21 protein-coding genes and 1 pseudogene are annotated in these 21,306 nt (G+C 37.4%); 17 read left to right on the top strand and 5 right to left on the bottom strand.

The features are described from left to right. Positions 1 to 45: 45 nt before the first annotated feature. Positions 46 to 1,377: a branched-chain amino acid transport system II carrier protein gene (gene brnQ / locus V6670_RS03155; protein WP_141903817.1), complete on the bottom strand. Its 1,332-nt coding sequence runs from the start codon at positions 1,375 to 1,377 to the stop codon at positions 46 to 48. 250 nt (positions 1,378 to 1,627) lie between these two features. Here brnQ and V6670_RS03160 point away from each other — a divergent pair, with 250 nt between their 5' ends. Continuing rightward, positions 1,628 to 2,521: a LysM peptidoglycan-binding domain-containing protein gene (locus tag V6670_RS03160; protein ID WP_338652566.1), complete on the top strand. Its 894-nt coding sequence runs from the start codon at positions 1,628 to 1,630 to the stop codon at positions 2,519 to 2,521. Between the two features lie 87 nt (positions 2,522 to 2,608). Here the strand turns inward: V6670_RS03160 and V6670_RS03165 are convergent, their stop codons facing one another. Together V6670_RS03165 and secA2 are read right to left on the bottom strand one after the other, a co-directional pair. Beyond that, positions 2,609 to 3,505 (bottom strand): accessory Sec system S-layer assembly protein, encoded by an 897-nt coding sequence (locus V6670_RS03165; RefSeq protein ID WP_036121124.1) that lies wholly within the window; start codon positions 3,503 to 3,505, stop codon positions 2,609 to 2,611. After that, positions 3,505 to 5,868, bottom strand: coding sequence for an accessory Sec system translocase SecA2 (gene secA2 / locus V6670_RS03170; RefSeq protein WP_036121120.1), 2,364 nt, complete (start codon positions 5,866 to 5,868; stop codon positions 3,505 to 3,507). Before secA2 ends, V6670_RS03165 begins: the two co-directional genes overlap by 1 nt. Before the next feature lie 225 nt (positions 5,869 to 6,093). On the opposite strand from secA2, the gene V6670_RS03175 reads away from it, so the two are divergent. Together V6670_RS03175 and V6670_RS03180 are read left to right on the top strand one after the other, a co-directional pair. Beyond that, on the top strand, positions 6,094 to 7,161 hold the full coding sequence (locus V6670_RS03175) for an MraY family glycosyltransferase (RefSeq protein ID WP_036121117.1): 1,068 nt from the start codon (positions 6,094 to 6,096) through the stop codon (positions 7,159 to 7,161). Between the two features lie 397 nt (positions 7,162 to 7,558). Continuing rightward, positions 7,559 to 7,871, top strand: a pseudogene (locus V6670_RS03180) (transposase); the annotation flags it as partial. A 197-nt stretch (positions 7,872 to 8,068) separates the two neighbouring features. Here V6670_RS03180 and V6670_RS03185 read toward each other — a convergent pair. After that, positions 8,069 to 9,124 carry an LCP family protein gene (locus V6670_RS03185; RefSeq protein WP_058843858.1) on the bottom strand — a complete coding sequence of 352 codons (1,056 nt, stop codon included), beginning with the start codon at positions 9,122 to 9,124 and terminating at the stop codon, positions 8,069 to 8,071. Positions 9,125 to 9,272: 148 nt separating this feature from the next. Next, on the bottom strand, positions 9,273 to 9,908 hold the full coding sequence (locus V6670_RS03190; protein ID WP_330493576.1) for a YigZ family protein: 636 nt from the start codon (positions 9,906 to 9,908) through the stop codon (positions 9,273 to 9,275). Positions 9,909 to 10,073: 165 nt separating this feature from the next. Here V6670_RS03190 and V6670_RS03195 point away from each other — a divergent pair, with 165 nt between their 5' ends. The 14 genes from V6670_RS03195 to csrA all read left to right on the top strand — a co-directional run bounded on the left by V6670_RS03195 (position 10,074) and on the right by csrA (position 21,138). Beyond that, on the top strand, positions 10,074 to 11,222 hold the full coding sequence (locus V6670_RS03195) for a sensor histidine kinase (protein WP_036121108.1): 1,149 nt from the start codon (positions 10,074 to 10,076) through the stop codon (positions 11,220 to 11,222). A 34-nt stretch (positions 11,223 to 11,256) separates the two neighbouring features. Beyond that, a complete protein-coding gene (locus V6670_RS03200) occupies positions 11,257 to 11,931 on the top strand; it encodes a response regulator transcription factor (RefSeq protein ID WP_036121104.1) in 675 nt (224 codons plus the stop codon). 294 nt (positions 11,932 to 12,225) lie between these two features. Beyond that, the gene (locus tag V6670_RS03205) at positions 12,226 to 12,777 is read left to right on the top strand and encodes a DUF3225 domain-containing protein (RefSeq protein ID WP_036121101.1); all 552 of its coding nucleotides are present in this window, start codon (positions 12,226 to 12,228) and stop codon (positions 12,775 to 12,777) included. A 227-nt stretch (positions 12,778 to 13,004) separates the two neighbouring features. Further along, positions 13,005 to 13,847 (top strand): DegV family protein, encoded by an 843-nt coding sequence (locus tag V6670_RS03210; protein ID WP_338652572.1) that lies wholly within the window; start codon positions 13,005 to 13,007, stop codon positions 13,845 to 13,847. A 62-nt stretch (positions 13,848 to 13,909) separates the two neighbouring features. Next, entirely contained in the window at positions 13,910 to 15,277 is a 1,368-nt protein-coding gene (locus V6670_RS03215; RefSeq protein ID WP_338652574.1) for a DEAD/DEAH box helicase family protein, read from the top strand. After that, positions 15,274 to 15,864 (top strand): ComF family protein, encoded by a 591-nt coding sequence (locus tag V6670_RS03220; protein WP_338652575.1) that lies wholly within the window; start codon positions 15,274 to 15,276, stop codon positions 15,862 to 15,864. Before V6670_RS03215 ends, V6670_RS03220 begins: the two co-directional genes overlap by 4 nt. Before the next feature lie 79 nt (positions 15,865 to 15,943). Then, entirely contained in the window at positions 15,944 to 16,357 is a 414-nt protein-coding gene (locus tag V6670_RS03225; protein ID WP_036121090.1) for a TIGR03826 family flagellar region protein, read from the top strand. A 121-nt stretch (positions 16,358 to 16,478) separates the two neighbouring features. Beyond that, the gene (flgM, locus tag V6670_RS03230; RefSeq protein WP_338652577.1) at positions 16,479 to 16,739 is read left to right on the top strand and encodes a flagellar biosynthesis anti-sigma factor FlgM; all 261 of its coding nucleotides are present in this window, start codon (positions 16,479 to 16,481) and stop codon (positions 16,737 to 16,739) included. Positions 16,740 to 16,766: 27 nt separating this feature from the next. Beyond that, entirely contained in the window at positions 16,767 to 17,267 is a 501-nt protein-coding gene (locus tag V6670_RS03235; protein WP_058843853.1) for a flagellar protein FlgN, read from the top strand. A gap of 14 nt (positions 17,268 to 17,281) precedes the next feature. Beyond that, positions 17,282 to 18,874, top strand: a complete 1,593-nt coding sequence (gene flgK, locus V6670_RS03240; protein WP_338652578.1) for a flagellar hook-associated protein FlgK — start codon at positions 17,282 to 17,284, stop codon at positions 18,872 to 18,874. 61 nt (positions 18,875 to 18,935) lie between these two features. Then, the gene (flgL, locus tag V6670_RS03245; protein WP_338652579.1) at positions 18,936 to 19,838 is read left to right on the top strand and encodes a flagellar hook-associated protein FlgL; all 903 of its coding nucleotides are present in this window, start codon (positions 18,936 to 18,938) and stop codon (positions 19,836 to 19,838) included. Positions 19,839 to 19,898: 60 nt separating this feature from the next. Then, the gene (locus tag V6670_RS03250; RefSeq protein WP_338652581.1) at positions 19,899 to 20,462 is read left to right on the top strand and encodes a DUF6470 family protein; all 564 of its coding nucleotides are present in this window, start codon (positions 19,899 to 19,901) and stop codon (positions 20,460 to 20,462) included. A 14-nt stretch (positions 20,463 to 20,476) separates the two neighbouring features. Next, a complete protein-coding gene (fliW, locus tag V6670_RS03255) occupies positions 20,477 to 20,920 on the top strand; it encodes a flagellar assembly protein FliW (protein ID WP_338652583.1) in 444 nt (147 codons plus the stop codon). Continuing rightward, on the top strand, positions 20,920 to 21,138 hold the full coding sequence (csrA, locus tag V6670_RS03260) for a carbon storage regulator CsrA (RefSeq protein WP_338652585.1): 219 nt from the start codon (positions 20,920 to 20,922) through the stop codon (positions 21,136 to 21,138). Before fliW ends, csrA begins: the two co-directional genes overlap by 1 nt. The last annotated feature ends 168 nt before the right edge of the window (positions 21,139 to 21,306 follow it).

Consider the following 21,306-nt stretch of genomic DNA (forward strand, 5'->3'; position numbering starts at 1 on the left):
ATCTGCTTGTTATGAACAGCAAGCAGATTCCAATAAATTATTCTTTTATTTCGCTGAGGCGTAATTAGTTAGCTTATGAATCATAATGCCAATGAATGCGCCAACTATGGCTGGTAAAAGCCATCCTAAATTTTGCTCATACAGAGGCAAAGCTTTTAGCATGTTTTCATACGGCACAATTTCCACTTTCATTTCTTTTAAGCCACCATAAAGGCTAACAAGGAAAGTTGGAATGAGTGCTAAAATATAAACAATTTGTCCACCTTTAAAGAAATGATCCGCTAATGATAATACCATCAATACCATTGCCAGTGGATAAATGATTAACAGTACAGGTAAAGATGCACTAATAATCGTTGAAAGACCAACATTTGTAATAGCTGCACTAATAATAGTGAAGACAATCAAAAAAGTCTTGTACGAGATTTTTGGGAAGAGCTTGTGGAAATATTGGGCATTAGCAGTTAATAAACCGACAGCCGTTGATATACAAGCTAGTAAAATAGTAGCAGACAAAATAATACTTCCAAAACTACCAAAAAGCACTTCCGCTGATTTTGCAATAATATCTCCGCCATTGGCAGAGGCACCAATTGCAGTGATACTTGTATTCCCAATATGACCGAGTGAGATATAAACAAAAGATAAACCTATAGCTGCAACCACACCGGCAAAAATCGTCGTATTAACTTGCTTTTTCTTATCTGTCATGCCCATATCACGTAATGCTTGTAAAATAACGATACCGAAAACAAGTGCGCTTAGAACATCCATTGTTAAGTATCCTTGTACAAAGCCTTCAGCAAAAGGAGAGCTAATATATTTTCCTACCGCTTCCCCTGGTTCTCCCATTGGAGAGATAAAGCTTTTGACAGCGAGCAATAAAATAACAAGAAGCAGGGCAGGCGTTAAGATTTTTCCTACTCGATCGACAAGCTTCGAAGGGTTAATAGAAAGATAAAGAATTAAGGCAAAAAATAAAATAGATGTGATTAAAAGCGGCGCCCAATGCCCCTTCAATGCTTCAGGAAGGAACGGTACAATCCCTATTTCATAGGACACAGATCCAGTTCGCGGTACAGCGAAGAACGGTCCAATGGCTAAATAAACAATGGATGTAAAAATTACGCCAAAAGCAGGGCTAACACGATTGGCAAGCAGCTGTAAATCGCCTCCTGCTTTGGCGACAGCAACGATAGCTAATAGTGGTAAACCGACACCTGTTATTAAGAAACCTATCATAGCAACTGTGATATTTTCACCTGCTTGTTGACCTAATAACGGTGGAAAAATAATATTCCCAGCACCCAAGAATAAGGCAAATAATAGCAATCCTACTGCTAAATTTCCTTTGATGAAATGCAAGATGTTTTTCATAAGTATAAAAACTCCTTTAAGATTGAAAAGATAAAACTTTCTAAAAATTTTAAATACAGAAGTGTATGTTATCATAGGAACAAGAATCTGGCAATGAATATATTATTGCAATATAGTCGGATTTTGTCGTATTCTATAGGATTACTAAAATGTTTGAAAAATAGTCAGTATTTCCGATTTTTCATGAAGCAGTTATCTAGTATGATAGACACACAAGGAAATATTCTAGCACGAACGGAGGCAATTTGGTATGCAAAAGACAAAAAAATGGAGAATTCTTGTTTTAAGTACTATCGCAACTTCATTTTTAGCACTACAAACAGCAGAAGCAGCAACTTACACCGTACAAAAAGGCGATACTTTATCCAAAATCGCGCAACATCATCAAGTTACGATTGAGGATATTATGAAGTGGAATAATCTATCGAAAGATACGATTTTTGTAGCTCAAAAGCTTGAAATTCAAAAGCAAACAACGAGTGAGGGGACAAAACCTTCAACCCCATCAACATCTGTAAAACCTACCGCTGGCTCTCATACAGTAGCGAAAGGTGACACATTATCAAAAATTGCAAAGCAATATAATGTGTCAATTAAAGATATACAGGAATGGAACAAGCTTGAGAAAGACATAATTTACATTGGACAAGTACTAAAGATTTCTTCAGGAGCCGTGAAACCCGAGGGCGAATCTATACATAATAATGTGACTTCAGATACAGGCACACCATCCAAAGTGACAGATAAAGATCCTACAGCAAATGGACAAGCTATTTATAAAAAAACAGTTGAAGTGGCAAATACATTGGTTGGGACACCCTACCTATACGGTGGTAATACGCCAGTGGGCCTTGACTGCAGTGGATTTATTTTCTATGCTTTTAATCAAGGCGGATTAAAAATAGGAAGAACAAGTAGTGAGGGGTATTTTAATGGCAACACAACACTTGTGGAAAACCCAGTACCAGGAGATTTAGTTTTCTTTGAAAATACATATAAAGAAGGTATTTCTCATATGGGCATTTATATTGGGGATAATAAATTCATCCACGCGGGCACAGATGGCGTAGAAATTTCAGATGTTACTTACACTTACTGGTCTTCTAAACTAGTAGCTTATAAACGTTTTGATAGTGTGAAATAAAAAAGGAGTGATTTTTGCTTACGCAGAAATCACTTTTTATATGACATAAACAAACCCCCTTCTTAACGAAAGAAGGGGGTTTTGATGTTATTGTGTAACACGCGCTGTCCAACGGGAGAGATCAGCATCATTTGCATCAACAAGCTCTGCTGGGAAAACAAATGTCCAAGGCTTAGTTGAGTTTGGTTGCACAGTTAAGATTGGGTCCATTTTAAATGAACCTTTGGCAATCTGTTTGCCTGTTGCATCAATAATTTCTAATGGCAATTGTTCAAGATTAATTGCTTTATTGTGGCCATTGCGGATAAAGATCGATACATTTAAATTACCATTTTCAGCTAGCTTTGCCTGTAAACCTGTGAAGTTTACCTCTGTTTCGCCTAGCTCTGGTAATGTTTTAACGATTTTTTCAAGCTCCTCTTTTTGAGCTGCTGGTAATTGCTTTTCCCAAGATGGATCAAGCTCTAATTGGTGTCCGCGAAGCGAAACAAGGTTAAAGGCAATTTTCCAGCCTTCTTCAGGAACCTCATCAACTTTGATTGTAGACTTGTCAAATTCGAATACCCATGGACGAGCACTTTCTGCTGGAATTGTGCCAAGTGCTTTAAAATCGAATTTTTTAGATGCAACAAGCTCATCATTTTTATCCATAATGAATAGTTCGATTTCACCTAGCTCAATCGCTTGTGGTAAAGATGAACGGAAAAATGCACGTACTAACCATTTCCCACCACGACCTTCTTCAATACTTATAGAAGATAGAGATAATTGATTTGGTTTCAATGGTTCTAGCTCATTAGCAAGGAAGTTAAAGATATATTTTTGCTCCTGAGGTACGTCCCATTCTGGATGGAAAGAAAGCTTTGTTTCAACATCACGGTTTTCACCTTTATTTGTAGAAACAGTACCTAGCAAGTCTTTTGAGTCAATTGTGTTTTCTTGAACGATTTTGTCTGATTTTTTAAAGAATGAAAATAAGCCCATTATTGTTCCTCCTGCTGTGCTTCAATTGTTTTCATGAAGCTTGTAATTTCTATAATGATTGAACGACGTAGTTCTTGGAAATTTTTACCGAACAATTCCAGTCCTTCACGTTGGTAAATTCGCATCGGATCTTCTTGTTGATAATGACGTAAGCCTATTCCTTCTTTTAAATGCGCCATGGCTTCCAAATGTCTTACCCAGCCACTATCGATGTAGCTAAGCATAACTTGAGGGATAGCTTGAAGTATTTGCTCATTTTCAGAGAATTTTTCGATTTTATTGAGTAGTTCTAGTTCAGATGGTTCGATATCTGCTAGTATCTGTTTAATTCTTCCAACCTCACGATCGATTGTGACAGGCGTAATAAATAGTGAGTTTAATGTTTGCTCCATACGATCATAATCCCATTCGATAGAAGAAACATCTTCTGGTGCAGCATCACGAACAGCAAAATCAACTGTTTCACGTAGCATTTTTTTCAGCTCGCCCATTAAGTCTTCACCAGCTAAAATTTTGTCACGTAATCCATAGAGAACCGTGCGTTGATCATTAATAACATCATCTAGTTTTAAGTTGTATTCACGCATGCCGTATTGAGAACCTTCCACAATGCGCTGCGTACGATCTATAAGCTCCTGCACCTCTTTGTTTTGAATAATGCCATTTTCATCTGTGACCATTTTTGCAGAGAATTTTTCAACTTCTTCTTTTGCGTAACGGCGGAACATATCATCTTCAATAGAGAGAATGAAGCGGCTTTCGCCTATGTCTCCTTGACGACCTGAACGACCACGTAACTGATTATCTACACGTCGACTTTCATGCTTTTCTGTACCCATTACATATAAACCACCAAGATCATGCACTTCTTCACCTAGTACGATATCTGTACCACGACCAGCCATATTTGTTGCTACAGTAATACGACCTTTTTGACCTGCTTGTGAAATAAGCTCTACTTCTTGCTCTACGGTTTTTGCATTGAGTAATTGGAAAGTTAATTTTTCTTTTTTTAGATAATCAGCAACCGTTTCGGACTGTAAGATTGATGTGGTACCAATGAGAATTGGTTGACCTTTTTCATGACGTTTTTTAGTCTCAGCTGCAACATATTTATATTTTGCCTCTTGGGTGCTAAAAATAATATCAGGCTGATCGACACGTTGACGTGGACGGTTGGTTGGAATTTGCACAACTTCCATACCGTACACTTCTCGAATTTCCTTTTCCTGTGTTTTCGCTGTACCCGTCATCCCGGAAAGTCTCGGATACATACGGAAATAGTTTTGAATTGTAATTTGCGCCATTGATTTATTTTCATCCGTGATGGTAACGCCCTCTTTGGCTTCAATTGCTTGATGTAAGCCATCAGAGAGTGAGCGACCTTCTAAAATACGGCCAGTAAACATATCAACAAGCTCAATTTTGTCGTTTTTAACGATGTAATCTACATCACGTTTAAACATGACGTGTGCACGAACTGCTTGAATCACATAATGGAAAAGTGTTTGATGTTCTAAATCATACAGATTATCAATATTGAAGGCAGCCTCGACCTTTTCAATACCTTTGTCTGTTAAGGAAGTAGCTTTTGTTTCTTCATCAAAATCATAATCTTCCTCGACTTTGAAACGTTTGGCTAGCATGGCAGCAATTTGATGTAATTCGTTATTCGATGCCATTTTACCTGCGATAATGAGAGGTGTTTTGGCCTCATCAATCAGGACACTATCTACTTCATCAATAATGGCAAAGTGATATGGTCGTTGAACCTTATCTGCCAAGCTATGGGCCATATTATCACGTAAGTAATCGAAACCGAATTCAGTTCCAACACCGTATGTAATATCTGCGTTGTAAGCTAATTTTTTTTCATCTTGCTCCATCATCGGTACATTTAAACCAACAGTTAAGCCAAGGAAACGATGGATTTGACCAACTAACTCATAGTCGCGTTTTGCAAGGTAATCATTTACAGTGATAACGTGAACACCTTTACCTTCTAATGCTCGTACATAAGAGGGAAGGGAAGCAACGAGTGTTTTACCTTCACCTGTAGGCATTTCAGCGATATTGCCTTCAGTCAATACAAGACCACCGATAAGCTGTACATCAAAATGACGCATTCCTAATACACGCTTTGAGGCTTCGCGTACAACTGCAAAGGCGTCCGGGATGATTGATGTAATAGGCTCACCTTGTTCTAATTGATTTTTGAAAATAAAAGTCATTTCTCTTAATTCAGCATCTGACTTGTTAACATACGTTTCTTCAAGATTATTAATTTGATCTACTATTTTATAGTAGCGCTTTAATTGACGAGCACTAGTTTGCTCTTTGTTACTTTTGAAAATTGAGAACATGAAATATACGCTCCTTTAAAGTTGTCTACATGCTAGACACTTCATTATTTTATCAAATTTTGCGAATGGTGACTACAATTGACTGTATAGGAATCTATGAATGCTAAAATGTACAAAATATTTGTGAAATCGTGGAAAATGTTTAGAAAAAGTATATTTCAATGCTTGTTCATGCTATAATCAATTTGGATTTCAATGTAGATTATTTATTTGAGGAGGAGAGACATGCTTTACGTGTCTTTAATAGCAGCGTTCGTTGCATCCATTTTGTTAACTCCATTAGTGAAACGTTTAGCGTTTAGAATAGGTGCTGTTGATGCACCAAACTACCGAAAAGTACATGCTCGAATTATGCCAAGACTTGGCGGCTTAGCCATTTTCCTTGCGTTTATAATTGGTGTGACGATTTTATATTCATTTTTAATCCATACTAAACATGGTAGTCCCGAATCTTTGTTAGCAATCATTATAGGTGCTTGTATTATCGTTGCCACTGGTGTTATTGACGATATGCGTGAGATTTCTGCCAAGGCAAAGATGATTGGTCAGCTAGGTGCCGCACTAATTGTTGTTTTTGTAGGTGGAATTCAAATTGAAATGGTTAATTTACCATTCTTAGGTACATTAGACTTTGGTTTACTAAGTATCCCATTAACAATTATTTGGATTGTTGGGGTTACAAATGCTATTAATTTAATTGATGGCTTAGATGGCCTAGCAGCAGGTGTTTCTACAATTGCACTCATTACATTAGCAATCATGGCGTTTATTATGAGCAATATGTTTGTTTTAGCGCTAGCAGCCATTTTAGCTGTAGCTTCACTTGGTTTCTTATTTTATAATTTCCACCCAGCGAAAATTTTTATGGGTGATACAGGGGCATTGTTCCTCGGATTTATGATTTCCGTGTTGGCATTACTTGGTTTTAAAAATGTTGCATTCGTAGCTTTAATTATCCCAATTATTATTCTTGGTGTACCGATTTCTGATACATTCTTTGCGATTGTTCGTCGTGTACGCATGAAGAAGAAATGGTCTGATCCAGATAAATCTCACTTACACCACCGTTTACTGGATATGGGCTTTACACATCGTCAAACTGTATTAATTATTTATGGCATCGCGATGATGTTTGGATTAGCAGCGATCATCTTCTCTATGGCAAAATTATGGGGAGCTATTTTACTTGTAGCTGTTATTTTAACAGCCATTGAAATCTTTGTTGAGGTCATTGGGCTAGCAGGTAAAAACTATAGACCATTATTAAACTTTGTACGGATTTTCAGTAAATAAAACGAAAGCAATCATACATTTTGTATGATTGCTCAGACTGTAGATAAACTCAAAAAAATTGAGTTTATCTACAGTCTTTTTTTTATTAAAACCGTTGATTTATGCTAAGGGCGGGGGCGAGCTACTTCCCTCGCTTTGTTATTGCCGCCACTTCGCTTTCGTACAGAAGCATCGGTTCAGTCCCAAATCTCGACTTCTCCACTTTTCCCGCAGAAGTCACCGTTCTTCGCACCAATCAGTTTCTACATAAAATACTTCATCGTGAACGATTAGAGATGTTAACGATTGATTCATTAGTACCTAAGAAGCATTTAGTACGAAAATGAAAGAAATCGCAACGAATATGGCATATCGCCAATATAAACCGAAGCCTTTGATTTGTGTTAAGGTCCATGCATCACAATGTACAGAAAATAAGAATCACTAAAAACTTATTCAACACCATATTTGGGAATTGTATATAGAGGAAGCTGAACATTTACGACATTCCTATGACAGCAAACAAATTTATGCAAAGCGCAAAGAGACGATTGAACGTGTCTTTGCGGACGCGAAGCAAAAGCATGGATTGTGATGGAAAACCTTAAGAGATCTAAAAACATTGTTCATGCAGGTGAGGCTGACTTTTGTTGCCAAAGAAACTGGCTACTTGGATGTATAGCTTAAGAGAGCGCTTCTCAATGCCTTTCTTACTTGATAAGCATAAATAGCAACTTTGAGTGAACCATTACTGACGGACATTACCATTATAATGTATAGGAAATGGAAAGGGAGGAAAGCTAAAATAGGCTTGTTTAACTAGTTCATGACAGGGTAAATGAAAAGAGCAGTTTAATCATTGGGGAAGTAATAGAAAAAGCCCCTAGACAAGATGGCTTGTCTAAGGGCTTTGGAAAGTCATTACTGGTTATTCAATGGCTGAATTATCATCGCTTGCAGCACTGTCTGTTCCTGAAGTATTGCCACTTGTTAGGCTTGATGAACTTTCATTTCGTCCAAGATGGTTATTGAAGATTTCCTTCACTTCATCTACAGAATCCTGATTTAACTGATAATAATAAATACCAGTAGACATGTCATCTGTACCATCCAATGTTAAAGAGTCGATACGTGGAGCACCTTTTGATAAATAAGATATGAAGGATTTCATTTCAGTGAATGTCATATCTGTTTTCATGTTATCACCAAGGGCTTTAATGACATCATCATACTTTGTGATGGAACCAACAGAAGCAACTTTTTTGATAATAGCTGAAAGAATTTCTTGTTGACGTTTACCACGCTCAATATCACTATCTTGCTTACGTGTTCTTGCAAGGGCAAGAGCCTCACTACCGTTTAAATGCTGTAAGCCTGGCTGTAAATTGATTGTGAATTTATCAAATTCATCTAATTCGTGTAAAGCATAAGGTACCTCTGCTTCAATACCACCGAGTGCATCGACAACGTCAATGAAGGCATTGAAGTTCATACGCACATAATAGTCGATTGGAATGTCAAATAGTTGTTCTACTGTTTCGATAGTAGTAAGTGTTCCACCCATTGCATGAGCATGAGTAATTTTATCTTTATAACCGACCTTAGGAATATAAACGTAAGAATCACGAGGAATACTTAACATTTTAATTGTATGTGTTTTGTTATTTAACGTAGCTAAAATAAGTGCATCGGAACGTGAGTTTTCAGAACCCTGTCCACGATTATCACTATCATCAACCCCGACAAATAAAATAGATACATTATCATGTACTGGCTCTACTTTTTCTTCTCGCTGAGTAGAAACCTGTCGACCTTCTAATTCCTCGTATGCTGAGTTTGCAGCATGCTCTACCTGTTTTGTAAGGTAAACACCATAAGCCGTTACACAAATCACCAAGCTGGCAACTAATAGTAGTGTAACTTTTATAATTAAGGAAGCTTTAGAAGATCTTTTTTTGTACGGTTTAACAGATCTTTTTTTCATATTAGATATATTCTCCTCTAATTATTGGGAATAATAATGCGATAAAGCTAAATTTTATTCAATTACAATAAAGCAAACGAATGGTCAATAAAAATAGCCTAACAAAAAAATTATACTATGCATATTTAGTTTCGACAATTAAAACTATTTATTTGACAATAAATTCTATAAATTGAGCATCTTCGAATGAAATGGATGCTTGTCCATTCGTGATTTCTGTAATCCAATTTCGGAACTGCTCTTCTTCCTCTTTTAACACAGAAGTAATGATTTCGACACCCTCTAAATACCGTATTTCCTCTAAAGAGTAAGATGAACCTCTTATTTCATTTTCGACTTTCCCTAGCCATGTGTAATCAATGGCTACTTTCATGAAATGATGAAGTTTACGTTCAACTACCTGTGCAGCAATGAGACCCTCTGTTGTCGCTTTCCCGTAAGCACGAATGAGACCACCGCCACCGAGCTTAATACCTCCAAAATAGCGAGTAACTACGACGACCGTATCTTTTAAGCCTTGTTTTTTTAAGACCTCTAACATAGGGACGCCAGCCGTACCACTAGGTTCCCCGTCATCATTCGCTTTTTGAATATGATCATGCTCACCAATAATATAGGCTGAGCAGTTATGTGTTGCATTATGATGCATTTTTTTTATACGATCTATAAAGGAAATTGCATCCTCTTCCGTTTCTGCACGTTCTATATAAGTGAGAAAGCGGGATTTGGAAATAACAATTTCGCTTTCACCATATCCTTTTACTGTTAAATAGTTTTCTCTCATCCGTATCAATCTCCTTTTAATTAGAGTTCTATTCTATAATTTTCGTGTAGAAAAAGCATTAAATTTTAGCATGGTAATGCTATAATGGGTGTAGACTATGGAATATATGAAATTGGTCTATTAAAATAGTGAGTAATCATAAGACATTAGACTGGGGAGTATACTATGTTTTCAAATGATACCTTCGATTTAAAGTCGCTTGATGACATTTTCAATCGAATGTTAGATACAATCATGAGCTCAAAGGATGACATCTTTATTATAAGTGAACAAAGCCGAAGAAGCTTTGAAGATATGCAAAAAGAGCTGGAAATTGTTCGAAAACAAATATCAATTGTAATTGATGAAGGCGATGCTCTGGAAAAAAGTACGCAGCTTGCTAAGCAAAGACTTGTATTAGTAAGTAAAGCTTTTGATAATTATACCGAAGAACAAGTTAGAGAAGCATATGAAACTGCACATGATTTCCAGGTAAAGCTCTCCGTTATTAGAACGCAAGAAAAACAGCTACGCGATAAAAGAGATGATCTAGAGAGAAGATTAAGAGGATTACTCGATACGATTGAACGTGCTGATCATATTGTCAATCAGGTAAATGTCATTTTGAATTACTTAACTTCAGATTTAAAAAATGTTGGTTTAGCGCTTGAACAAGCAAAAATGAAGCAAGATTTTGGGATACGTATTATTGCAGCTCAAGAAGAAGAGCGTAAGCGTTTATCGAGAGAGATTCATGATGGACCTGCTCAAATGCTTGCAAATGTACTAATGCGCACTGATTTAATAGATAGAACGTATCGTGAAAAGGGTATTGAAAATGCATTGGCTGAAATTGCTGATTTAAAGAAAACGGTGCGAAATGCTTTATCTGAGGTGCGACGTATTATTTATGATCTACGACCAATGGCACTTGATGATTTGGGAATTGTTCCGACATTAAAGAAGTATTTATCGACAGTAACTGAATATAATCCAGGTGTTGAAGTTCATTTCCAATCGAGAAGTACAGAAAAACGTATACCTTCAAATTATGAGGTATCCATTTTCCGATTAGTGCAGGAATGCGTAACAAATGCCATGAAGCATGGAAAATGTAAAGACATTTGGGTAAAGCTTGAGTGGTTAAAAGAAGCTGTCAATATCGTTGTGAAAGATGATGGCATTGGCTTTGATCCACAAGTAGTGAAAGACCATTCCTTTGGGATTTTAGGAATGAAAGAACGTATCGAAATTTTAAATGGTACAATCACGATTACTAGTGAAATCAATCGAGGGACAACGGTTTTATTTAAAATACCGTTAGAAGTAGAGTGATGCAATGTTGCAGAAATTTAGGGGGTAAAGACAAATGACAAAGATTATAATTGTAGACGATCACCAGCTATTCCGCGAAGGAGTAAAACGCATTTTAGATTTTGAAGATACGTTTGATGTAGTAGCTGAAGGTGATGATGGTACTGACGTGGTTACGTTATATGCTGAAAACGAACCAGATGTTGTATTAATGGATATTAACATGCCAGGTAAAAATGGAGTAGAAGCAACGTCAGAGTTAATCAATGATTTTCCTGATGCGAAAGTGATTATGCTGTCGATCCATGATGATGAAACATATGTGACACATGCATTAAAATCAGGTGCTCTTGGCTATATGTTAAAAGAGATGGATGCTGATGAAATCGTTGAAGCGATCAAAGTCGTTGCTAATGGTGGATCTTATTTACATCCAAAAGTAACAAAAAACCTAGTAGCTGAGTTCAAACGCCTGTCTGAACACGAAAATAAAGGGAACTTCCACCAAACGGAAATTCGTCGTCCATTCCATTTATTAACTAAACGTGAATGTGAAGTATTACAGCTATTAACAGATGGTCAATCAAACCGTACAATTGGTGAGACATTGTTTATCTCTGAAAAAACGGTTAAAAACCACGTTTCAAGTATTCTACAAAAAATGAATGTTAATGACCGTACACAAGCTGTTGTAACAGCCATTAAAAATGGTTGGGTGGAAGTACGATAAGTGCTAAAACTGTTTTTAAAGGCTACTTTCTATTGAAGTAGTTTTTAAAACAGTTTTTTATTGTTTTTTGGTAATTATTTATAAAGGTTTACGAAATCATGAAGAGGCTATTCACAATTTTGTAACATTGCTAAAAGGGACTGTTTATACGTATAAACATGAAAACTAACAGAACGTGCAACATTTTACAAGTAAATGCGTCATAAGAAAGATGTAGCACCTAAATGTTGAAAAAGCACAACAAAATTCCTACTACAGCATTTATATGCTACAATATGCGCGGGAGGTTTTTTGATGTTAAAGAAAAGTTTTCTAGCAGTGTTAATCTTATTCGTATTAACTTTAACTGCATGTGGTAATAAAGAAGAGAAGATGAGTGACGAGGATCGAGAAAAAGTAATAGAAGATGGTACAGTAGGCTTTGAGATGATGGGTGGTAACGTGGAAAAAGCTGAAAATGTGCCAGCAGCAGATGAAAAGGCAATTTTAGCATCTTTCGATGAGTATATTGCTGCATTAAATGCTGAAGAAATCGAGCGTTATATGAAGACAATCTCGAAAAATCCAAAGGGTTTTAAATACGATGAAGAAAAAACATATGCAACAGAAGTATTCGATCAATTTGATATTAAGCGTGATGTAGAAAACGTAACGATTGCTAAATATGAACCAGAAGAGGCTCAGGTGTTTGCCAACATGAAAATGCACTCTCTTCAGATTGAGACAAATGTTGAACACGAAAGTGCAGGACGTCAAGTAACAGTCTTTGTGAAGGAAGACGATGATTGGAAGGTTACAAGTGTCTTTTATATTGGTGATGACTCACAGTCTAGTACAGGCAACTAACAGGAGCTATCTTCATTCAATATAAGAATTGAGTGAAGATACGCCTACTATACATAGAAAATGAATGCGAAATGAATAACGAAAACGTGAATCTCACGTTCGTCATTCATTTTACATTCATTTCTTTTTGTTTTCATTCCGTATCCTGTGCGACAGTGAACAAACAACAACAATTGCACCAAGAAGAAATAGATTGTAAACTAAGAATCATAGGAGAGTGGACATGGATGAGGACGGCAATCGTAACAGATAGTACTGCATATCTTTCAGCTGAGGAACGTGCACGCTTAAACATTCACATGATACCTTTAAGTGTTAATATCTCAGGTGAACTATTTGCAGAAGAAGTAGACATCACAGCATCTGAGTTTTACGATAAGGTGCGTGGAGCAAAAGAATTCCCAAAAACAACACAGCCTCCAATCGGAGAATTTGTTGCTCTCTTTGACGAGCTAGCGAAGGATTATGACGAGGTTATTTCGATCCATTTATCAAGTGGTATTAGTGGAACATATCAAGGGGCAGTACAGGCAGGTGAAATGGTGGAAGGCATAAAAGTGCATGCCTTTGACAGTGAAATTTCCTGTGCGGTTCAGGGCTTTTATGTTTTAAAAGCTGCTGAAATGGCGAAAGAGGGCCATTCAGCGCAAGACATACTGGCGGCATTAGCGGACATGCAGCAGTATATCCGTGCTTACTTCATTGTAGACGACTTAGCTCATTTACAACGTGGTGGGCGTTTGTCTTCTGCGGCAGCCTTGATCGGCGGCTTATTACAAGTAAAGCCTGTGCTACATTTTGTAGACAAGGTAATTGTGCCTTTTGAAAAAATCCGAACACGTAAAAAGGCATTAAAACGTGCTGAGGAATTGCTAGCAGAGGATGCGAGAAAGTATGAAGCTATGGACGCTGTTGTCATACACGGCAATTGCCAAGCAGAGGCACAAGAATGGCTAGAGCAATTAGCAGAAGCGTACCCGAACGTAAGCTTTAAATTAAGCTATTTCGGCCCTGTCATCGGCACACATTTAGGTGAAGGATCGATGGGCTTAGGCTGGACAAAAAAATAAAATTTCTATGAGAAAGTCTCTACAGCAAAGTAGAGGCTTTTTTCTATGGAGGGAGAGAAATTATGAAATATAAAGGTTGGCTGTTACCACCAGCATTACGTGATTTCCATGAAGGTCGCATTTGGTTAAAAAATCATTCTCCATATTCATCAGCACATATTGATAACGCAATCGAGCGAAAATATTTTAATTTAATAGAAGGAATTCAAATGAAGCCAGTTATTCGTTGCAATCGCTGCCACAATACAAACCCGCAATTATTCACTCTATTTGATTGCTCAAAATGCCAGCAACAATGTTTATATTGTCGGCATTGTATCAAAATGGGGAGGGTGAGCAGCTGTACGAATTTGATGGTTTGGATTGGTCCTAAAGCCATTAAGACGTACAAGCATTTATTCAAATGGGCAGGGCAATTCACGGAACTCCAACAACAGGCTGCAAATGAAACTTTAGCAAGTGTGAAAGCAAAGCGTTCGCATTTAATCCATGCAGTGTGTGGTGCTGGAAAAACCGAGCTGCTTTTTCCAACGGTTTATGATGCGCTAAAGCGAGGGCTACGTGTTTGTATTGCAACACCACGCACAGATGTAGTGTTGGAATTGACTCCACGCTTCCAGCAAGTATTACCTGAAACTATTATTCATGCATTATACGGTGGTGTCTCACAACAACATGGCTATGCCCAGCTGGTTATAGCAACGACCCACCAGCTTTACCGATTTGACAAGGCTTTTGATGTTATCATTGTCGATGAAGCAGATGCTTTTCCTTATACATTTGATGAAACCCTACAAAGAGCAGTAGGAAAGGCTAAAAAAGAACATGCTCCTCTTGTATTTGTTACAGCAACCCCATCACCATCATTACTACATGCTTTTCAGCAAGAAAGCTACTCCTTTATTCCAAAACGCTTTCACAATCATCCATTGCCAGTTCCTCAAGTGCGTGCTTTATGGGGCTATGATAAAAGCTTCCAGCGAGGTACGATCCCCAAAAGGTTAAAAAAGTGGACAGAGGAACGTCTTAGCCAAAAGCAGCCATTTTTAATCTTCTTTCCAACAATCGCCTTAATGAATAGAGCAGAACCCCTTTTTCAGTTGCTAGATGAAAAGATATTAGCTGTACATGCAGTAGATTCGGAGCGAAAGGAAAAGGTGCTGAAGCTAAGAAATAAAGAAGTTCCAGGATTATTAACTACAACTATATTAGAAAGAGGCATTACAATTAGCAATGTACAGGTGGCAGTAATCGGAGCAGAGTCATTGATTTTTACTGCCAGCGCTCTTATTCAAATTGCAGGCCGTGTTGGGCGGGATAGACAATTTCCTGCTGGTGAGGTCTTGTTCTTTCATCACGGCATCACAATAGAGATGGATGAGGCATGTGCAAAAATTGCTTTATATAATAGAAAAGAATTTCCCCAATGAATAAAATAGAATCGCATTGCTTAATTTGCTCGCAGCCGTTGACATCAACTATATCCTGGAAAATGCTATTAACAAAGCAGTTTTCACCGACTATATGTGATAGGTGTGCTGAACGCTTTGAACATTCACAGTCAGCTACAGCACTCTATCAGTATAATGACGCGATGAAAGATTACTTACATCAGTTTAAATTTCTTCAGGATGTAGCTCTTGCAAAAGTATTTCAACAGGAGCTTTATGCTCGATTTAGAAAAGAGAAAGCGATGATTCTACCAATTCCTATGCATCCCCTCAAGCAACAGGAGCGTACCTTCTCACACACAGAGGAACTATTAAAGGCAGCTTTTATTCCGTACATTCAGCTATTAGAAAAGACAACAACAGAGACACAAAGCTCCAAAAATAGAGAGCAGCGCATACATGTAGCACCTCTTTTTCGCGTAAAGGTAGGCTCACAAGTAAAGCATAAAGATTACCTTCTTTTTGACGATATTAAAACTACAGGAACAACCATACAGCATGCCGCAGATGTGCTAATGCAGGCGGGTGCTAAAAATGTCCAATACTTCACATTAATTGAAGGATGAATTTTCCAATGTATTATGTATAATAGATGATGGGTATAGCATTCGTAGATAAGATTTCTTGAAAGAGGAGGAAAAGCAGATGGCTGAGGTTCGTAATTGTCCAAAATGTAATGAATTTTTTAATTATACAGGGGTTCGAGAAGTATGTCATAAGTGTGCACAATCGGAGGAAGAGCTTTATCAAATCGTTTATCGCTTCCTTCGTAAACGTGAGAACCGTGCAGCAACAGTTGAGCGTATTGTAGAAGCAACTGGAGCAGAAGAGGAGCTATTGTATAAATGGGTTCGTAAAGGCCGCTTGCAGCCAGCTATGTTCCCTAACCTTGGCTATCCATGTGATAACTGTGGTCACCTGACAACAACGGGAAAGCTTTGTACAAAATGTCAAGATGAATTAAAGGCAGACTTACGTACATTTGAAGCAGCTAAGGAATTCCGCGACAGTGTAGAGCAACGCGATCGTGTAACCTATCACGCAGAGCGAAAACGCTAATAACTGGAAGTGTGTTAATTTTAAACAAAATTAGCACACTTTTTTATATGTGAAAACTTAACATTATGTGAGACAATCCGAAATAATAGGAAGATAAGATTTTTAGATGGGGGGTTTCAAAATGAAAATTACATCTTATGGAATTAATGCAGTAAACGCCTATAAAAACCAAGTACGTAACGTTAAATCAGATATAAACAAAGCATCTTTTGCTGATAAAATTGAGATTTCGAAAGCTGCTCAAGATATGAAAAGCGTATCAACATACAGTACAGAGCGAGCTGACCGCGTACAACAGCTGAAAAAAGACATTGATTCTGGTGAATACAAAGTAGATGCTCGCAAAGTAGCAGAGGATATGCTGAAATATTATCGTTTCTAGGGAATAGCAGAAAGGGTGTATAGCGATATGTCTGTAGAAGCGATTAATTCTACATTAACGATGCTAGAGAGAATGCATAAAAGTTTACTTGAACTAGCCTTGAAAAAAACAGAAATCATTAAAGCTGGCGATATCGAAGCTCTAGACCAATTGCTCAAGGATGAGCAGGCACACATAGCGGCCATCGATAAGCTCGAGCAACAGCGTCAGAAACAGGTAACGGACTACCTCGAAGCAAAGGGACTTGCTTCATCTGACAAAACGACTGTCGCAGATGTCATCGAGGCTGCTGACCAACAGGCTGACAAAGCAACCTTATCAGTAGTTCGCGATCGTTTACTGCAAATTATCACTGACCTACGAAAACAAAATGACTTAAATCAAAAACTTGTTTTCCAATCACTACAAATCGTCAACCTAACATTAGATGCTGTAAGACCTCGCACAGAGCAAATGAACTACTCTAGCAACGAGGTTCACGGCACAAATAACATAGCTAAAAAATCATATTTCGATTCACAAGCCTAAAAGGAGGAAGAAAAATGCGCTCAACATTTATGGGTCTAGAAGCAAGTAAACGCGGCCTCTTCGTACAACAAACAGCTTTATACACAACAGGACATAATATTTCCAATGCCAACACATTAGGTTACTCACGCCAACGAGTAAACATGCAGGCGACACCAGGTTTTCCAACAGCCGGCTTAAACCAACCAACTTATCCAGGACATCTTGGTACTGGGGTTGAAGCAAGTTCGATCCAACGTATTCGCAGTGAATTTATTGACCGTCAATATCGTCAAGAGACGAATAAGTTAGGTTATTGGGAATCTAGAACAAATGCCATTTCTCAAATGGAAGATGTTATGAATGAACCTTCGGAATTCGGTTTAGATAAAGCTTTTGAACAGTTTTGGAAGGGACTTGAAGATGTGGGGACGAAGCCTGCAGATGGTGCTTCACGTCAAGTAGCCATTAGCCGTGCGGAGCACTTAGCTGATTCTTTAAATTACCTTGATAAACAGTTAAAAATGATTCAGGGTAATCTTGGAAATGAACTTAATGTTTCGACAACTCAAATTAATACTATCCTTAAACAAATTGCTGCCGTTAATAAGCAAATTCAAGAGGTTGAACCTAGTGGGCATGTACCAAATGATTTATATGATGTGCGTGATACTCTAGTTGATAAACTAAATGAGTATATTCCAGTATCGATTGAACGTATTCCTTCTGGTGGTTTAGCATCAGAGGTTGCAGAAGGAAGCTTAAAAATTACTTTTAAAGGTAATGACGGTGTTATCAGAGATTTAGTAAACGGTAAAGATTTCGCTCAATTTACAGCAATGGGCACAAACGGCACGAAGGTGACTGGCGATGAAATTACAAATTCTTTCTCTGAACTACAATTAACAGGATTGGAATCTTTAGATGCGCATGAAGCGGGTGCTGTCACTAGTGCACAAACGGCAATTAAACAGCAAGACTTTGAAGCATCAAAAGGAAAATTACTTTCACTAATTAATTCGTATGGTTATCAAAGTGCGGGTGGCGATATTAAAGGATACTACACAGAAACTTTACAAAAATTAGATCAATTAGCCAATGCATTTATTAAAGAATTCAATGCGCAGCATGCAAAAGGTTATACCCTTGAAGAAAAAGATGCGAATGGAAACATCATAAATCCTTCGAAACCAGGCGGCGTTTTCTTTGAAGGAACTGGTGCTGGTGGAATCAAGGTTAATGAAGATATCTTAAAAAATCCTAACCTTTTAGCAGTATCTTCTGACCCAACAGAAGAAGGAAATGGTAAGAATGCTTACGAACTTGCCAATATGCAACATAAATTATATGCAGATATAGATAATGCAAGCTTACAATCATTCTATCAAGCGATTGTTGGAAAAGTTGGTGTAGATGGTGAAGAGGCATTACGTATAGCTGCAACTTCTGAATCCCAACTTCTGATGGTATCCAATAGTCGCGATGCTGTAAGTGCGGTTTCTTTAGATGAAGAAATGACAAATATGATTACTTTCCAACAAGCGTATAATGCAAATGCACGTATGATTACGGTTGTCGATGAAACATTGGATAAAATTATTAACGGTATGGGCCGAGTTGGTTTATAACAATAGAATCAAGTAAATTATGACCAATTTATCAACCTACAAGAAGGAGGTTTTTTATAAAATGCGTGTAACACAATCAATGCTATCAAATAACATGCTACGAAATTTAAATAACAGCTATGGTAAAATGTCTAAGCTACAGGACCAAATAAACTCAGGTTCAAAAATCACTCGTCCATCCGATGATCCAGTTATTGCAGTAAAGGGTATGGGCTATCGTCGAGATTTAGCTAAAGTAGAGCAATACACTCGTAACACGATTACGGCAAGTAGCTGGTTGGATTCGACAGATGAATCTCTTAATCAGGTTGGCGAGCAAATGAAGCGAGTTCGTGAACTTGTTATTCAAGCTGCCACTGATTCAAATACATCAGAGGATCGTGACAAAATAAAAAAAGAAATTGACCAAATTCGCCAACAATTGCAGGATGTGGGAAATACGAATATTGGTGGCAGTTACATATTTAGCGGAACTAGGACTAACGAGCCTTTATTTATTGGCGGAGCCATAAATCCGAATACTAATCAAGAAGGTGTAAAAATAGAAATATATGATGGAATTCAACTTTCTGTGAATACCCCAGGGAAAGATCTATTTAATAATATAGATGATATGATGGGGAAAATTTCTGATTTATTAGGCGACCCAACAAAAACAGGTGAAGAAATCGGAGATATGCTTGGAGGTGTATCATCATCTTCTACTGATGATGATATTACAGCTATGCATAATAAAGTTTTAGCAGCACAAGCGGATATTGGTGCACGACAAAATCGTGTAGAGATGATGGAAAATCGATTAGGTATACGTGAGGTTAACGTCACAAAACAGCTCAGAGATAATGAGTCTGTCGACTATGCAAAGGCCATTACTGAAATGGTGACACATGAATCAATTCATCAGGCTGCACTTTCAGTAGGTTCTAAAATCATTCAACAAACATTAGTGGATTTTATCCGTTAATATAATTTAGGCGTTTGGACACTTTGTTCAAACGCTTTTCTTGAAAGGAGAGCTAGTATTGTGAGGCTACCACAAATACAAATTCGTACAATCGATGCCAAAATTGATCTTCATATTGGTAAACCTCAGCAGCATATTGAACAGCCAAAAGCGACACAGCATATTGAACAACCAGCCGCTACTTTAGATATAAATACAACGAGAAGTGTTTTGAAGATTGATTCCTCACAGGCAAGAAGAGACATAGGAATGATCAGTCCTTTAGAATCAAGTACAAATTACGCAGAAAAAGGAAAAAAAGAGGCAATAAAAGGAATGGCACGCAGAGCACAAGAGGGACGTCAAATGATGGAGAATGCTGGAAAAGATCAAGGACGGGCAATAGTTCAAAATATAGCTAAACAAAACCACGGTCCACACCGTGTACAATTTAATGTCAAATTTGTACCATCCGTAGGATCAGTCAAAATTAATTTCACACCAGGTACAACGGATGTCAATATCCAACGAAGAGAACCAGTAATTGACGCTAAAGTGAACAAACCTATACATGAATACACACCAGGAAAAGTAACTGGTACAATGGTACAAAGACCGGATGTTGACATCGATGTCATCATTTAAAGGAGAGTTTATAAATGAAAATTGCTACTAAATTTTTAGGAGAAGTCGAAATTAGTGAACAAGATATCCTTACATTTGAGCATGGCTTACTAGGATTAGAGGAGGAGAGAAAATTTGTTTTGTTACCGATTGATGCAGACCTCCCACTTGCATTATTACAATCTGTTCAGAATAAAGAAATTGGTTTTGTCGTAGCCTATCCTTTTGCATTCAAACAAGATTATAGCTTTGATATTAGTGAAGAAGATCGTGAGCAATTACAAATTGAAAAGCAAGAAGATGTTCTTCCATACGCTATTGTAACATTAAAAGAAGCATTTCAAGACTCTACGATTAACTTGCTGGCACCTGTTATTCTAAATATAGAAAAAAAACGCGGTAAGCAAATCGTTCTCCAAGACAATAAAGCCTTTCCTTTACGCTATCCAATGCTACCATTGGAAGGAAGTGCGAAGTAATGCTAGTTCTTTCACGAAAAAAAGATGAGTCAATTATGATAGGCGATCAAGTTGAAATAAAAATATTAGCAGTTGAAGGTGACCAAATCAAACTGGGGATTGTTGCACCGAAAACGGTGAAAGTACATCGATCAGAAGTTTTTGAAGCAATCCAAGCACAAAATAAAGAAGCACTGTCTTCACCTTCAAGCTTTTTAGAACAGTTAAAGAAAAAATAGTAACTAAATTTTAAAGGATAATTATGAACTTCAAATCTATTACATAAAAATAAAAAAAATTTTAAAAAACTATTAAACTTTTCCAACTACTAACGATATATAGATTGTAGGGTAAGGGGAGTACATACATACAACCTAAACCGACAATATTCCACAAGGATGTGGAAT

The organism is Lysinibacillus sp. Y5S-8, from assembly GCF_036894365.1.
In the GTDB taxonomy this organism is placed as follows: Bacteria; Bacillota; Bacilli; order Bacillales_A; family Planococcaceae; genus Lysinibacillus; species Lysinibacillus fusiformis_D.